Origin of the sequence: Leclercia sp. UBA2479, assembly GCF_002341985.1 — a bacterium.
Classification (GTDB): domain Bacteria; phylum Pseudomonadota; class Gammaproteobacteria; order Enterobacterales; family Enterobacteriaceae; genus Enterobacter; species Enterobacter pneumoniae.
The window spans coordinates 161893-177533 of sequence record NZ_DDPB01000008.1; the positions used below are offsets into that span (position 1 = coordinate 161893).

Annotated in this window: 13 protein-coding genes; 8 read left to right on the forward strand and 5 right to left on the reverse strand. The window is 58.5% G+C overall.

The window, feature by feature from the left end:
* Nucleotides 1–31: 31 nt before the first annotated feature.
* Together lsrK and lsrR are read right to left on the reverse strand one after the other, a co-directional pair.
* Nucleotides 32–1666, reverse strand: coding sequence for an autoinducer-2 kinase (gene lsrK, locus B3B59_RS09070; protein WP_286808760.1), 1635 nt, complete (start codon nt 1664–1666; stop codon nt 32–34).
* A gap of 33 nt (nt 1667–1699) precedes the next feature.
* Nucleotides 1700–2671 carry a transcriptional regulator LsrR gene (gene lsrR, locus B3B59_RS09075; protein WP_040073944.1) on the reverse strand — a complete coding sequence of 324 codons (972 nt, stop codon included), beginning with the start codon at nt 2669–2671 and terminating at the stop codon, nt 1700–1702.
* A 215-nt stretch (nt 2672–2886) separates the two neighbouring features.
* Between lsrR and lsrA the strand changes: the two genes are divergently transcribed.
* From lsrA to lsrG, 6 genes are read left to right on the forward strand one after another with little or no spacing between them, the layout of a single operon-like run.
* A complete protein-coding gene (lsrA, locus tag B3B59_RS09080) occupies nt 2887–4374 on the forward strand; it encodes an autoinducer 2 ABC transporter ATP-binding protein LsrA (RefSeq protein ID WP_207292439.1) in 1488 nt (495 codons plus the stop codon).
* The gene (gene lsrC / locus B3B59_RS09085; RefSeq protein WP_040073945.1) at nt 4371–5402 is read left to right on the forward strand and encodes an autoinducer 2 ABC transporter permease LsrC; all 1032 of its coding nucleotides are present in this window, start codon (nt 4371–4373) and stop codon (nt 5400–5402) included. Before lsrA ends, lsrC begins: the two co-directional genes overlap by 4 nt.
* Entirely contained in the window at nt 5403–6386 is a 984-nt protein-coding gene (gene lsrD, locus B3B59_RS09090) for an autoinducer 2 ABC transporter permease LsrD (protein WP_286808763.1), read from the forward strand.
* Complete coding sequence (lsrB, locus tag B3B59_RS09095) at nt 6383–7384, forward strand: autoinducer 2 ABC transporter substrate-binding protein LsrB (RefSeq protein WP_286808765.1); 1002 nt, start codon at nt 6383–6385, stop codon at nt 7382–7384. Before lsrD ends, lsrB begins: the two co-directional genes overlap by 4 nt.
* 11 nt (nt 7385–7395) lie before the next feature.
* Nucleotides 7396–8283: a 3-hydroxy-5-phosphonooxypentane-2,4-dione thiolase gene (lsrF, locus tag B3B59_RS09100; protein ID WP_040073948.1), complete on the forward strand. Its 888-nt coding sequence runs from the start codon at nt 7396–7398 to the stop codon at nt 8281–8283.
* Nucleotides 8280–8573: a (4S)-4-hydroxy-5-phosphonooxypentane-2,3-dione isomerase gene (gene lsrG / locus B3B59_RS09105; RefSeq protein ID WP_022649458.1), complete on the forward strand. Its 294-nt coding sequence runs from the start codon at nt 8280–8282 to the stop codon at nt 8571–8573. The genes lsrF and lsrG overlap by 4 nt, the downstream gene beginning before the upstream one ends.
* Before the next feature lie 84 nt (nt 8574–8657).
* On the opposite strand, the gene B3B59_RS09110 is transcribed toward lsrG, so the two are convergent.
* Together B3B59_RS09110 and ygjG are read right to left on the reverse strand one after the other, a co-directional pair.
* Nucleotides 8658–9506, reverse strand: a complete 849-nt coding sequence (locus B3B59_RS09110) for a dihydrodipicolinate synthase family protein (protein WP_286808768.1) — start codon at nt 9504–9506, stop codon at nt 8658–8660.
* Nucleotides 9507–9825: 319 nt separating this feature from the next.
* The gene (gene ygjG / locus B3B59_RS09115; RefSeq protein WP_286808770.1) at nt 9826–11205 is read right to left on the reverse strand and encodes a putrescine aminotransferase; all 1380 of its coding nucleotides are present in this window, start codon (nt 11203–11205) and stop codon (nt 9826–9828) included.
* Between the two features lie 433 nt (nt 11206–11638).
* Between ygjG and B3B59_RS09120 the strand changes: the two genes are divergently transcribed.
* Nucleotides 11639–13159, forward strand: a complete 1521-nt coding sequence (locus tag B3B59_RS09120) for a methyl-accepting chemotaxis protein (protein ID WP_046885824.1) — start codon at nt 11639–11641, stop codon at nt 13157–13159.
* 325 nt (nt 13160–13484) lie between these two features.
* Nucleotides 13485–15044, forward strand: a complete 1560-nt coding sequence (locus tag B3B59_RS09125; RefSeq protein WP_212476703.1) for a methyl-accepting chemotaxis protein — start codon at nt 13485–13487, stop codon at nt 15042–15044.
* Here B3B59_RS09125 and B3B59_RS09130 read toward each other — a convergent pair.
* Nucleotides 15041–15565, reverse strand: coding sequence for a PadR family transcriptional regulator (locus B3B59_RS09130; protein ID WP_286808772.1), 525 nt, complete (start codon nt 15563–15565; stop codon nt 15041–15043). The genes B3B59_RS09125 and B3B59_RS09130 overlap by 4 nt on opposite strands.
* Nucleotides 15566–15641: the final 76 nt, after the last annotated feature.

Here is a 15641-nt window from a genome sequence, read left to right on the forward strand (position 1 = left end):
CACAGGGGAGAGGGGACTGACCTGTGCGGTCCTAAAGTGTTGGCTCAATGTGGTTTTCCCCCTCGCCCCTTTGGGGAGAGGGCCGGGGTGAGGGGGATACCCGCACCAGCCCAGGCGCCTGCCACATTGACGTGGTCAACCCGCTATCCACCAGCCCAAGCTGATCCGCGTACACCGCCTGCCATTTCTGCATCATGCCGTCGTACAGTTCCCGGTGTTCCGGGTTCGGCGTAAATTCGCGGCTCCATTTCACCAGCCGCTCTCCCGTTGAGGCCATATCCGCAAACAGCCCGGCGCCAGTACCCGCCGCAATTGCACAGCCGAGCGCCGTCGCCTCTTTTACCTCGGGTACACGCACCGGCAGGCCAGTGACGTCACTTAAAATCTGGCTCCATAAGGCGCCTTTCGCTCCGCCGCCCGCAAAGACCAGGCTCTCAAACGTCACCCCGGAAAAGTGCGAAATTTGCGTCAGGTTGCAGGCGGAGACAATCGCCGCGTTCTCTTCCAGCGCGCGGAATAGCGTGGCTTTGTTGCACTTTTCCGGGTCGATGGAGAGATTGATAAACGACGGTGCCGCGTGATACCACTGCTTAAAGTGCATCGCATCAGAAAATATCGGCATCACACCGTGGGATCCTGCCGGCACGCGGCTCGCCATCTCTTCCAGCAGGCTGTAGGTATCTACTCCCATCCGCTCGGCAATGAGCTTCTCTTCCGCGCAAAAGGCATCGCGGAACCAGCGCATGGTCAGCCCGGTAAAGAAGCTGATCGACTCTGCCTGGGCCATACCGGGGATGACGTGCGGGTTAACGCGAATATTCATATCAGGATCGGTTCGCACTTGCGGCAGGTTTACCACCTGCTGCCAGAAGGTGCCGCCTAATACCGCCGTTTGCCCGGCGCGCACTACCCCTAATCCCAGGCAACCCAGCTGTACGTCGCCGCCGCCCATCACTACCGGCGTGCCTTCGCGCAGGCCGCTCTGTTGTGCGGCTTCGCGGGTGATGGCCCCCAGCACGGTCCCCGTCTCTTTCACCGGAGAGAGAATATCGGCGCGCAGCCCGGCCATGTCGAGCAGCGCCGGACGCCAGTCGCGGGAGAAGAGATCTAACATGCCCGTGGTCCCCGCGTTGGACGGATCGACCGCCAGCTCGCCGGAGAGTTTTGCCGCCAGCCAGTCGCTGATCATGGTGATGGTGGCGGCTTTGCGATAGATATCCGGGCGATGGTGCGCCAGCCACAGCAGGCGCGGCATGGCGCTGAGGGCCAGGGTCTGGCCGGAAACGTCATACACCTCGGATTCGAAACGGTAGTCGTGGATCTCTTTAAGTTCGGCTACCTCGCGGCTGGCGCGGGCATCGACGTTGGCACAGGCCCAGATGGCCTCGCCGTTGCGGTCATACAGCACAATCCCTTCGCGCATCGAGCAGCAGGCGACGGACTGAATATCCGCCGCATTCAGATGCGCGCGCGTCAGCGCCTGCTGAATGCACTGGCAAGCCAGCCGCCAGTTGGTATCGAGGTCAAACTCCATCGACCCAGGCACATTCTCCACGCTCAGGTGTTTCCACTCGGCCTGGCCGACGGCAATCTGGTTGCCTTGTAGATCGAAAATCACGGCGCGAACGCTGCCTGTCCCTGCATCTAACGCTAAAAGGTAACTCATGAGCATGCCTCGTGGTTTGCACGAGCTACGCCCTTATTTTGCCAGGGCCAGCACCGCGCGGGCTGTGGTCTCTTCCGTCACCAGGCCATTGATACGGCGACCTTTCAGTGCGGCATAAATCGCATCGGCTTTCTCTTCGCCACCGGCCACACCAACGATAGTGGGCAGTTGCGCCAGCTCTTCGAGGGTCACGCCGAGCAACTCCTGATGAATCTCCAGATCCTCAACCCGCTCGCCGCCGGCGTTAAGGAAGTAACCGAGGATGTCCCCCACGGCGCCCTTACGGGCGAACATCAACTGTTCTCCCTCGCTGATGTAGCCGGAGCGTAAAATCGTGGCATCGCGACGCTGGTTCACCGATCCGATACCGACTACGGCTGCATCGGCGGCCGTGGCGGCGAGGATCACATCCCTTACGCTGGCTTCACGCTTTAAGATCCCGGCAACGGATGCTGACGACACACGCAGCGGGGCGGGGATCATGCTTACGCTACAGGCCGCATCCAGCTGGCCAATACCGGTCATATAGGGCCCGACGCCGCCCGAAAGGGTCACCAGCCGTACCTGCTGTGAACCAATAAAACCGCTTAAGTGCTGGATGCAGCTCATGGTGGTTTCACCAAATCCCACTGCCAGCAGCTGCCCGGGTTCCAGTACGCCCATTAACGACTGGGCGGCACCAATGCCCAGGCGTACGCTCATCGCTGGGGTATTCAGGGCCGGTAACACGCGGGCCAGCTTCAGGCCAAAACGCTGTTGCAGCTCGGTTTCCAGAGCCAGGCACCCCTCGTAGCGCGAGTTAATCTGTACGCGGATCACCCCCGACTGACGCCCTTTCTCCAGCAGGCGGGAGATCTTCAGGCGCGGCAGGCCTAACCGTTCGCCTATGTCGTTCTGGGTCAGGCCGTCGTGGTAGTAACACCAGGCCACGCGAGCCACCAGCTCTTCCTCTGACAGCGCCAGTCCGGCAAACCGGCTCTCTTCGACAATGCGTTTCTCGCTCATAGATGAACTCTTATAAAAATTTAGATCATATGTTCGTGATGTTGCGCCGCGAAAATGTGAGCCACGCGACAAAACGGATCTTTTAATTTGTTTGGCTAATCTCTGGATATCAAACCATAAAACTGTGATCCCTGCACGGTTGTAAATATAGTTCAGGGTCTACGCTTTTGAACATTATTAAATCTAAAAATCTTTTGTTCAATGGCGGCGTGATGATGAAAACACTCTTAGAGGCACGCGATATCCATAAGCAGTTCTCTGGCGTTCCGGTGTTGAAAGGCATTGATTTCACACTGCTGTCAGGCCAGGTGCATGCGTTAATGGGCGGTAATGGTGCGGGAAAATCGACGCTAATGAAGATCATTGCCGGGGTTGAGACGCCCGATCGCGGTGAACTCTCTGTGGCCGGTCACGCATTTGCGCGTCTTAAGCCCGGTCAGGCGCACGGGCTTGGCATCTATCTGGTGCCGCAGGAGCCGATGCTGTTTCCCAATCTCACGGTGCGCGAAAACATTCTTTTCCGCCTGCCGCGCGGCAACGACCTTAATACACGCCTGACCGATAAGCTCCAGCAGCTGCAGTGCCAGCTAAATCTCGACGCGGCCGCCAGTACTTTGGAGGTGGCAGATCAGCAGATGGTGGAGATCCTCCGCGGGTTAATGCGCGAGGCGCAGATCCTGATCCTTGATGAACCTACCGCATCGCTCACGCCCGGGGAAACCGAGCGCCTGTTCCGCCAGATCCGCGCGCTCCAGGCGCTGGGGGTCGGCATTGTTTTTATCTCTCATAAGCTGCCGGAGATCCGCGCGCTCGCCAGCCACGTGTCGGTGATGCGTGACGGCGCGGTGGTACTCAGCGGCGAAACCGCGCAGCTGGATGACAATGCGCTGATCGCTGCCATGACCCCGGTCAGCCGGGATCGCAGCTTAAGCGATACACAAAAACTGTGGCTGGCCCTGCCGGGAAACCGCCGTACCCAGGCGCAGGATTTCCCGGTCCTGCGGGTGGACGATCTCACCGGGGAGGGGTTTATCGATCTCAGCCTGGAAATTTACGCCGGCGAGATTGTCGGCCTCGCCGGGCTGGTGGGATCCGGGCGAACGGAGTTTGCTGAAACCCTCTATGGCCTGCGTCCGGCACGCGGAGGGCGCGTCTGGCTGGAGAATCAGGAGATCGGCCACGATACCGTTTCGGCCCGCCTCGGGAAGGGGCTGGTCTACCTGCCGGAGGACAGGCAGGTATCGGGTCTGTTCCTGGATGCGCCGATCCGCTGGAACACCGTGGCGCTGAACGAGCCCTCTGTCTGGCAACAGCGCAAGCGGGAATCTGCGGTGGTGGAGCGTTATCACCGGGCGCTGGGGATCAAACTCAACCATGCAGATCAAACCGTGCGTACCCTCTCCGGCGGTAATCAACAGAAGGTCCTGCTGGCACGCTGTCTGGAGGCCAACCCACTGCTGTTGATCGTCGATGAACCTACGCGCGGCGTAGACGTCTCGGCGCGCGCCGATATCTATCAGCTGCTTAAGAGCGTGGCGGCACAAAACGTGGCGGTGCTGATGATCTCAAGCGATCTTGATGAGTTTCCCGGTCTGGCGGATCGCGTGCTGGTGATGCACCAGGGGAGGCTCAGCGGCGAGTTGCCCCGCCAGGCGGTCAGCCTCGATCGCATGATGGCATTGGCGTTCGGAGGCCAGGCATGAAGACCTTATTAAAGAACCGTGAGCTGAGCGCTTTACTGGCGATCCTCGCTCTGTTTGCCGTACTGGTGGCACTGAATCCGACCTATTTAAGTCTACAGACGCTGGGAATGATCTTCGCCAGCGCGCAGATCCTGATCCTGCTGGCGATCGGCGCGGCGCTGGTGATGCTGACCCGTAATATTGATGTTTCAGTGGGATCGACCGTCGGCCTCTGCGCCATTGCTGTAGGCGTGGCGCTTAATAACGGCTATAGCCTGCCGGTCTCTATGCTCTTTGCGCTGATGATAGGCGCGCTGGCCGGTGCGTTTAATGGTCTGCTGGTGGTGGGGCTACGTATCCCGGCGATTGTGGCCACCCTCGGCACGCTGGGGCTCTATCGCGGTGGCATGCTGCTCTGGACCGGTGGGAAGTGGATAGAAGGGCTGCCTCCGGCCCTGAAAGGCCTCTCAGCGCCGGTCGCCCTCGGGATTTCACCGTTGGGCTTTGTGGTGCTGTTTATCGCCGCCGTGGGGGCGTGGATCCTGTCGCGCACCGCTTTTGGGCGTGATTTTTATGCGGTGGGCGACAACCTCGCCGCCGCGCGCCAGCTGGGCGTGGCGGTAAACCGCACCCGCATGCTCGCTTTTACTCTGAACGGCATGCTGGCGGCCTGTGCGGGCATTATCTTTGCCGCGCAGATTGGCTTTGTGCCAAACCAGACCGGCAGCGGGCTGGAGATGAAAGCCATCGCCGCCTGCGTGCTTGGCGGAATTTCGCTGCTGGGCGGGACGGGCACGCTAATTGGCGCGCTGCTCGGCGCCTTCTTCCTGACCCAAATTGACACCGTGCTGGTGCTGTTCAGGCTCCCGGCCTGGTGGAACGACTTTATCGCCGGGCTGGTGCTGCTGGGGGTGCTGGTGCTCGACGGGCGCTTGCGTCAGGCGCTGGCACGACATCAGCGGGCGCTGAAATACAGCCGTTTCCAGCCGGGCAACAAAGGGGGAAAACACGTCACCCCCTTTCCAAAACGCAAAAAAGAGGTGGCGTAAATGAAGCTTAACTGGGAAAGCGCGCTGCTGATCTTGCTGGTGCTGGAGATCCTGCTCTTTGGCGCCATTAACCCGCGGATGCTCGATATCAACATGCTGCTGTTCAGCACCAGCGACTTTATCTGCATCGGCATTGTGGCGCTGCCTCTGACGCTGGTGATCATCAGCGGTGGGATTGATATTTCGCTGGGGTCGACCATCGGCCTGTGCGCCATTGCGCTGGGGGTGATGACGCAGGCGGGGTGGCCGATGGCCGTCGCCATTCCGTTGACGCTGCTGCTCGGTCTGCTGTGCGGATTGCTCAACGCCGCGCTGATTCACTACACCGGTATCAGCCCGCTGGTCATTACCCTCGGCACGCTCTACCTCTATGGCGGCGGGGCGCTGCTGCTCTCTGGCATGGCGGGTGCGACCGGCTATGAGGGGATTGGCGGCTTCCCGGAGAGCTTTACCGCCTTCGCTAACCTGACGCTCTTCGGCGTGCCGATCCCGCTGGTGCTCTTCGCCGTCGTAACTCTTTTCTTCTGGCTGATCACCCATCGCGGACGCTTTGGCCGGCATCTGTTCCTGATCGGCCAGAACCCCCGCGCGGCACGCTATGCGGCGCTGTCGGTAAACGGCATGCCTTACGCGCTGTATGGTCTGGTGGGCGTGGCTGCGGCGATTGCCGCCCTGGTGATGGTCTCTTATTTCGGTTCGGCGCGTTCGGATCTCGGGCGCGATTTACTGATGCCGGCCCTCACCGCCGCCGTGCTCGGCGGGGCGAATATCTACGGCGGGTCAGGTTCGGTTGTGGGTACGGCGCTGGCGGCGCTGCTGGTGGGCTACCTGCAACAGGGGTTACAGATGGTCGGCATCCCCAACCAGGTGTCGAGCGCGCTGTCAGGGGCGCTGCTGGTTGTGGTGGTGATGGGACGTTCGCTGAGTCTGCACCGTGAATGGGTGCGCAATATCTTCCTGAAAACTACCCGGAGCGTACGATGAAAACAAAACTGATAGTGATGGCGATGGCCCTCAGCTTCGCCTCGGCACAGGCGGCAGACCGCATCGCCTTTATCCCGAAACTGGTGGGTGTCGGCTTTTTTACCAGCGGCGGCAACGGCGCGAAAGAGGCAGGTAAAGCTCTCGGCGTGGACGTGACCTACGATGGCCCGACCGAGCCAAGCGTCTCCGGCCAGGTGCAGCTGATCAACAACTTCGTCAACCAGGGGTACAACGCCATTATCGTCTCTGCCGTGTCGCCGGACGGTCTCTGCCCGGCGCTGAAGCGCGCGATGCAGCGCGGCGTGAAGGTGCTGACATGGGATTCCGACACCAAACCGGAGTGCCGCAGCATTTACATCAACCAGGGCACACCGGAACAGCTGGGCGGCCTGCTGGTAGAGATGGCCGGCAAGCAGGTCACCAAACCGAATGCCAAAGTCGCCTTCTTCTACTCCAGCCCGACCGTCACCGACCAGAACCAGTGGGTCAAAGAGGCGAAAGCTAAAATCGAGAAGGACCATCCTCAGTGGCAGGTCGTCACCACCCAGTTTGGCTATAACGACGCCACCAAATCCCTGCAAACCGCCGAAGGGATTTTAAAAGCCTATCCGGATCTGGATGCGATCATCGCTCCGGACGCTAACGCCCTGCCGGCGGCAGCGCAGGCGGCAGAAAACCTGAAGCGGGAAGGGGTCGCGATCGTCGGGTTCAGTACGCCGAACGTAATGCGCCCCTACGTTGAGCGCGGCACGGTAAAAGCCTTTGGCCTGTGGGATGTGGTGCAGCAGGGCAAAATTGCGGTCAACGTCGCCGATCATATGTTGAAAAAGGGCGATGTTAACGTTGGCGACAGCGTAGAGATTAAAGACATTGGGACGCTGAAGGTTGAGCCGAACAGCGTGCAGGGCTACCAGTATGAGGCGAAGGGCAATGGCATCGTGCTGCTGCCGGAGCGGGTGGTGTTCACCAAAGAGAACATTGATAAGTACGACTTCTGACGGGGGAGAACATGGCTGATTTAGACGACATCAAAGACGGCAAGGATTTTGGTATCGGTACGCCGCAGGTCAACGTACCTTACACCCTGAAGGGCTGCGGTTCGCTGGACTGGGGCATGCAGTCCCGGCTTTCACGCATCTTCAACCCGCAAAGCAACCGCACGGTAATGCTGGCTTTTGACCACGGCTACTTCCAGGGGCCAACCACCGGCCTTGAACGTATCGATCTCTCCATTGCCCCCCTGTTTGGCGAGACCGACGTGCTGATGTGCACCCGCGGCATTTTGCGAAGCCAGGTGCCCGCGGCTACCAACAAACCGGTGGTGCTGCGCGCCTCCGGGGGAAATTCGATTCTGGGCGAGCTTTCCAACGAGTGCGTGGCGGTCGCGATGGAGGACGCGCTGCGCCTGAACGTCTGCGCGGTAGCGGCGCAGGTCTATATCGGCAGTGAATTTGAGCACCAGTCCATCAACAACATCATCAAGCTGGTGGACGCGGGCGCGCGCTATGGCATGCCGACGCTGGCGGTAACGGGGGTGGGCAAAGAGATGACGCGCGACGCCCGCTATTTCTCGCTTGCCAGCCGCATCGCCGCCGAGATGGGGGCGCAGTTCGTTAAGACCTATTATGTCGACGAGGGCTTTGAGAAAGTGACCGCCAGCTGCCCGGTGCCGATTGTCATCGCCGGGGGCAAGAAGCTACCGGAAAACGAGGCGCTGGAGATGTGCTGGCGCGCCATCGACCAGGGAGCATCCGGCGTGGACATGGGGCGCAATATCTTCCAGTCCAGCGCGCCGCTCGCCATGCTGAAGGCGGTGAAAAAAGTGGTCCACGAGAACATGCGCGCGCGGGACGCGTTCCAGTTCTGGCAGGAAGAGAAACAGGGAGAAGCAAAATGAATGTGACGCTGGTAGAGATCAATATCAAACCCGAACGGGTAGATGAGTTTCTGGAGGTGTTTCGTGCCAATCATGAAGGGGCGATTCAGGAGCCGGGCAATCTGCGCTTTGATGTACTGCAGGATCCGCGGGTGAAAACCCGGTTCTTTATCTATGAAGCCTATAAAGACGAAGAGGCAGTATTAGCGCATAAGCAGACGCCGCACTATCTGGCCTGCGTGGATAAGCTCGAGGAACTGATGTCGGAGCCGCGTAAAAAACGCTGTTTTGTCGGGTTGTTGCCGGAATAACGGCCTTGCCCGGTGGCGCAACGCGGACCGGGCCTGTGGAGTGTAAATCCCGCTTGCCGGGTACGCGGAGCGCCAGCGGGTGGTTCAGGCCAGCTCAAGGCTGACAATCAGTCTCGCCAGCGCTTCACGCGGCTCGCCCTGGATCGCCTGCAGGGGAAACGGCAGTGCGGGCACCGTGACTTTTCCCATCATCTCGGCTGCGGCTGCCATGACGCGCAGGCTGCCATAACGGCGGAACAGCGCCCACAGCGGCTCAAGCCGTTCAGATTGCGCCGTCTCTTTTGAACGCGCAATCGCCAGCGCGGTCTGTGGGAACACGCCTGCGATAACCGAGTACCAGACGTCGAACCCGGCCTGCAGGGCTGGTGCTGCCTGCCAGTCACCGCTGATGCCCATGGTAACGTTGTCCGGAAGGCGCGAGCGTACCTGCGCGATATCCTCCGGCACGCGGCCAAATTTCACGGAGCCGATGTTCGGTAGCGCCGCCACGGCAAACATCAGCTCATCGCTAAATGTAAAGCCGGTGGTGGCCGGGTTATCGTAAACGCACAGCGGAACGGAGAGCTGGCGGGTTACCCGCTCGTACAGCGAATAGACCTCCTCTGCCGTCAGCCGCTGGTACGAGACCGGGGCCATTAGCACGCCAGCCGCCCCGGCCGCTTGCGCATCGTCGGCCAGACGTAGAATATCGTCCAGCCGAAGTGCGCCGATGCTCACCATCACGGGGATGCCGCCCGCATGCTCAACCGCACAGCGTGCTACCTGAGCCCGTTCTGCAACGGTAAGGTACGCGTAGCTGCCCGTGGAACCAAGAATACCCAGCGAATCTACGCCCGCATCCACCAGTGGGCGCAGAAGGGTTGTGAAAGCCTGCTCGTCGATCTTTCCCTCTTTCAGGGGGGTAAACGGAAATGCACTTAATCCGTGAAACATCGTCTCTCCTCTTAAAGCGCCAGCGGTGAACCTGAGCCGTCGTCATCGCGTTAAAAAAATAAAGCAGGGGCCATCACGGCAAGATGCGAGGCTACTGACGGCGTAACCTCTGTTGACGGTTTTATACCATGGTTGTGACCCAACAAGGATAAAGACAGGGTATTGACCAGGCCGGAAGCGAATATCGTCCCGGTAAGCCAGGCGTTGGCAAAAACAGAGCGGGGTCAGTAAAGGGGAAATGTGCGGCGGTTTACCGTTAAAAAGGCTTTGACGTAGCGGGAAAAACGGCCGGGCAGGCGCAGGGCCGCCCGGCGCTTTTTTACGCCTCTTCGACGCTCACTCTTAGCGCCGCCAGCGCTTTACGCGCTGCTTTCAACACCTGCTCACACTGCTCAATGGTGAGCGTGAGCGGCGGTTCAATGCGGATGGTTTTGGCGTTGTTCAGCGTGCCGGCTACCAGCACCCGCTGGCGGAACATCTCGCTCGCGAAGTTGTAGCCGATTACGTTATCAACAAACTCGATAGCCATCAGCATCCCTTTGCCGCGTGCGTCCTGCACCAGGTCCGGGTATTCACGCCCTAGCTGGCGGAAACCATCGAGCAGCATGTCGCCTTTCTGCTCGGCCTGCGCAGGCAGGTTTTCCTCCAGTAATACGTTGATTGTCGCCAGCGCAGCTGCACAGGCCAGCGGATTACCGCCGAAGGTGGTGGTGTGCAGGAACGGGTTTTCAAACAGCACCGAGAATACCTCTTCGGTCGCCACCGTGGCGCCAATCGGCATTACACCGCCGCCCAGCGCCTTCGCCAGGCAGAGAATGTCTGGTTGCACGTTCTCATGCTCGCAGGCAAACATCTTGCCTGTACGCCCCATACCGGTCTGCACTTCGTCGAAGATCAGCAGCGCGCCAAACTCATCGCACAGCTGACGCACGGCAGGCAGATAGCCTTGCGGAGGCAGGATCACGCCCCCTTCACCCTGAATAGGTTCCAGAATCACCGCCGCCACGTCATCGCCGGTTTTACGGCACTCGCTGAGCTGCAGGCGCAGCGCAGCAATATCGCCGAACGGCACATGGCGGAAGCCCGGCAGCAGCGGCATAAATGGTTTACGGAAGGTCGATTTTGCCGTCGCGGAGAGGGCGCCCAGCGATTTGCCGTGGAAGGCACCGCTGGTGGCGATAAAGGTGAATTTTCCGCGCGGCGACTGGTACGCTTTGGCGAGCTTAAGCGCTGCTTCGACCGACTCCGTGCCGCTGTTGCTAAAGAAGCTGTATTTCAGTTTGCCGGGGGTCAGGGCCGCCAGCGTTTTTGCCAGCATCGCCCGCAGGGGGTCGAGGAGTTCCTGACTGTGAAGAGGTTGTTTAGCGAGTTGATTCTGTACGGCGGAAACGACAACTGGATTACGGTGCCCCACGTTGAAAATCCCAAAACCACCCAGGCAATCAATAAACTCCTGTCCCTGGGTGTCGACAAGCGTATTCAAACTCCCCGCCTGCCACTCTACGGCTCCGTAATCCCCGCCAGCGGTCACAGATTTTCGATACTCTAAAAACCCCGGATTCACATGCTCTTTGAAGTAATCAATCACCTCGCGGTTAAGTTGTTTCATCTCCTCATGATCAAGCGTTTGCTTTTCAATGAGATTCAGTGCGTGCGCGGTACAGGCAAGAGCCGAGGCGCTGGAGGGTAACCTGTTCAAGATGTGCTCCCGGGGATCGCGTATCACATGATACTGAGTTAATTATTGCAGGGATTGCGCCACTTCCGATGACCCGACGAAAATCGGGATAAACGCCAGGTTAAAGTAATGTTGCACAATATTTAATCATGTGAGACGCAGCGGAGGCGGTTTTGGCGTGGGGTCGCGGGCCATTGCGTTGCACTCATTTTCGTCAATTGCACTGACGTGGTGCGGCGCACGCTACTTAAGTAGGCCTTAACGGGTAAGGCTTTGTGAGTAATTTCATCATGAAAGTATTTTGAATCAATAGATTAGAAAAGCGTACTAAACGTGCGGTTTAGGGATGATTTGCGATCTCGATCGAATTTAACAACTAAAGATAAATTCCCTACCGCCGAAAAGAGATTAACCCCCGAAATTAACATTCAAATAACCTGCAAGGGATGCTCACATGTCTTCTCAATCGTATGTCACCCAGAATGCGTATCCTCTGGACGATGACACCACTCTGATGTCCACCACTGACCTCAACAGCTACATGACCCACACTAACGATACTTTCGTGAAGGTCAGCGGCTACCAACTGAATGAGTTGCTGGGCCAGCCGCACAATGTGGTACGCCATCCGGATATGCCAAAAGCCGCGTTTGCCGATATGTGGTATACGCTGAAGCAGGGCGAGCCGTGGAGCGGCATTGTGAAAAACCGCCGCAAAAATGGCGACCATTACTGGGTGCGCGCCAACGCCGTGCCGATGGTGCGTAACGGGCAGGTGACGGGATATATGTCGATTCGCGCGAAGGCCACGCCGGAAGAGATTGCCGCGGTAGAGCCGCTCTACAAAGCGCTGAACGAAGGACGCAGTAACAAACGTCTGCATAAAGGGCTAGTGTTGCGTAAAGGCTGGTCTGGCAAGCTGCCCACTCTGCCGCTGCGCTGGCGGGTGCGTAGCGTGATGGCCGGTTTGTTTGTGGTGCTTGCCGCGGTGATGCTAGCCACCTCTGCAGGCTGGGCGCCGCTGGCGGCCAGTGCCCTCATCATGCTGACAGGCACCCTGCTGTTTGAGCAGCAGATTGTACGCCCGATCGAGAACGTTGCGCGCCAGGCGCTGAACGTGGCGACCGGGGCACGCAATAGCGTAGAGCACCTCAACCGCAGCGACGAACTGGGGCTGACCCTGCGAGCGGTGGGGCAGTTAGGGTTGATGTGCCGCTGGCTGATCAATGACGTGTCAAGCCAGGTGGTGAGCGTACGCGACGGAAGTGACCAACTGGCGAAGGGCAACGAAGACCTGAACGATCGCACCCGTCAGACCGTGGCCAACGTGCAGCAGACGGTGACCACCATGAACCAGATGGCGGCATCGGTGCAGAGCAACTCAGAGACGGCCGCCGCCGCCGATAAGCTCTCTATGGCGGCCAGCGGCGCGGCCACCGAAGGGGGCAGCGCGATGCAGACGGTAGTCAGGACGATGGATGAGATCGCCGACAGTACCCAGCGCATCGGCTCAATCACTAAACTGATTAATGACATTGCTTTCCAGACCAACATCCTGGCGCTGAACGCTGCGGTTGAGGCGGCCCGTGCGGGTGAGCAGGGGAAAGGTTTTGCGGTGGTGGCTGGCGAAGTGCGCCATCTGGCGAGCCGCAGCGCCAGCGCGGCCAATGATATCCGTAAGCTGATTGATGCCAGTTCCAGTAAGGTGCAGTCCGGTTCGGAGCAGGTGCATGCCGCCGGCCAGACCATGGATGATATCGTTGAGCAGGTCCAGAACGTCACCCGCCTGATTGCCCAGATTAGCCACTCGACCTCGGAACAGGCCACCGGTTTATCCGAGCTGACCCGTGCCGTGGCAGAACTGGATGGCATCACCCAGAAAAACGCCGCGCTGGTGGAAGAGAGCGCGCATGTCTCCGCCATGGTGAAGCACCGGGCGAAACGCCTGGAGGATGCGGTCACCGTTTTACACTAAACGTCCCGCAGAAGAAAAGGCCGCTTATTTATTTTAAGTAAGCGGCTTTTTTTATTCCGCGGTAAAGCCGCAGGGAATGTTAATTTTATATTAAATAATTAAAGTTCCCGCTGAAATAATAACCAGAAATAATGCGCGCTTATTCTTGCGCAGAAGTCAATTCACTTAAATACAGGCGCTAAAACGATCGATTACCCGCATTTAATAGGCGATACCTATTCTTTGATAGTGGTTTGTAAGAAAAAAGCGATCAAAGTCATAAAGTTAGCTAAAAACCGACCGATAACCCCCTCGTCAAAGAAATAATCACATCGACGGAGTTAATATGTCTTTAAATAACGTAAGGATCGGCACGAAATTATTTCTGGCGTTTGGGTTCATTATTTTACTCATGATAGTGAGCTCCGGTCTCTCCTTACTGAGCCTGAGTCGGGCTAATAGCGGTATGCAGACCATCATTTCTGAGGATTATCCCACCACGGTAAAAGCCAATCAGTTAATCGAACAGTTCCAGGAATTTGTCAGTACCCAGCAGCTCATGTTGCTGGATGACCAGGGCACCTACACCGCCACGTCGGAGCAGCATCTGAAGGCGATAAGTGAAAATATCACGCGCATTTCTACTGACCTGACCAACAGGCTCAACGACGAAGAATCGCAAAAAATCCTCTCCGACTTCAGCCAGATACGCCAGCAATATCTTGAGTCCCGCTTCCGTATCCTGAAAGCCATACAAAATAATGACCGTCCGGGGGCGGTGGCCGAGATGATGACCACGACCCTGACGCTGCAGCAAGCTTATAAAGCGAAAGTGCAGGAGCTGATTGCGGTGCAGAACCGCGAGATGCAGAAGGGCGGTGCCGACGTTGAACGCGACTTCAAATCGAACCGTATGATCCTGGTCCTGCTGGCGCTGGGAAGTGTGCTGGCGGCGTCGGTGATCGGCTGGTTTATCGCCCGCTCAATCACCCATCCGCTGGGCCAGGCCGTCTCGCTGGCGGAATCTATCGCCGAGGGCGATCTCACCCGAACGGTGGTCAGCCGCTCCCGTGACGAGACCGGCGTTCTGCTGAACGCGCTGATGACCATGAAAACCCGTCTGCAGGAGATTGTGCAGGAGGTGCAGTCCGGCTCCGAGAGCATCTCCAGCGCGGCGGCGCAGATTGTGGCAGGCAACCAGGATCTGGCAGCCCGGACTGAAGAGCAGGCCAGTTCCGTCGAGCAGACGGCGGCGTCGATGGAGCAGATCACCGTGACGGTGAAGAACACCGCAGCCCACACGGGCGATGCCACTCACCTCTCTGCCGATGCGGCATTGGTGGTGAAAAATAACGGTGAAATGATGAAGCAGGTGACGCAGAAAATGCGTCTGATTAACGACACCTCTAACCGCATGTCTGACATTATCAACCTGATCGATGCCATCGCCTTCCAGACCAATATTCTGGCGCTGAATGCCGCCGTAGAAGCGGCACGCGCGGGTGAGCACGGGCGCGGATTCGCGGTGGTGGCTGGGGAAGTACGCCAGCTGGCGCAGAAAAGCGCCTCGTCATCCCGTGAGATCCGCCAGCTCATTGAGAGTTCCACCAGCCAGACGCAGGAAGGCATGGAACTGGTTGAGAAAGCCAGCGCTCTGATCAACGGCATGGTGGGGAACGTGGAAGAGATGGATGCCATTCTGCGCGAGATTGGCCAGGCGAGCCGCGAACAGACGGAAGGCATTTCCCAGATCAACAGCGCCATCGGCCTGATTGACTCCACTACCCAGCAGAACTCTGCGCTGGTAGAGGAGTCCGTTGCGGCGGCATCGGCACTAAACGATCAGGCCCGACACCTGAAAGAGATGGTGAAAATCTTCCGCCTGCGTGATGAAGCCGTGGCTTAATCCAGCTGGGAGATCTCCAGCGCCGCGCGGTCGATCACGCCGATAATCTGCTTAAGCTGCGCGTCGCTGAGCGGGGCCTGGTTAACACGTAAATCCAGCACCGCTTTAAAATTATCCAGAGCCCGCTTCATCTGCGGGTTTTTACGTAACTGGGCACCCACACAGCGCGCTTTGATACGCGTCTGAATCTGCTCCAGCTGTTCCAGATTTTCATCCAGCCACAGCTGCCCGGCCACGGTGATGGCCAGCTTTTTGCGGCCGTTCTCTTCTTCCGTAATGGTAATAAACTGCTGATCCTGCAAGAAATCCAGCGTCGGATAGATCACGCCCGGGCTCGGGGTGTAATTGCCCTGGGTCAGGCTCTCGATCGCTTTAATCAACTCATAACCGTGGCTGGCATTGCGGGTCAAAATGTCGAGGATGACCAGCCGTAACTCGCCGTGTCCGAAGAATCGCTGTCGACGCCCGCCGCCGCTGTGGGGGTGATGATCGTGGTCGCGTTCAGGATGTGCGTGTCGCATAGAGTTGGCTCCTTATTTTGATATATCTAATTTATATCTAAAGTGTTCTGGTTTGCAAATTTTCACGCCGTTTTGT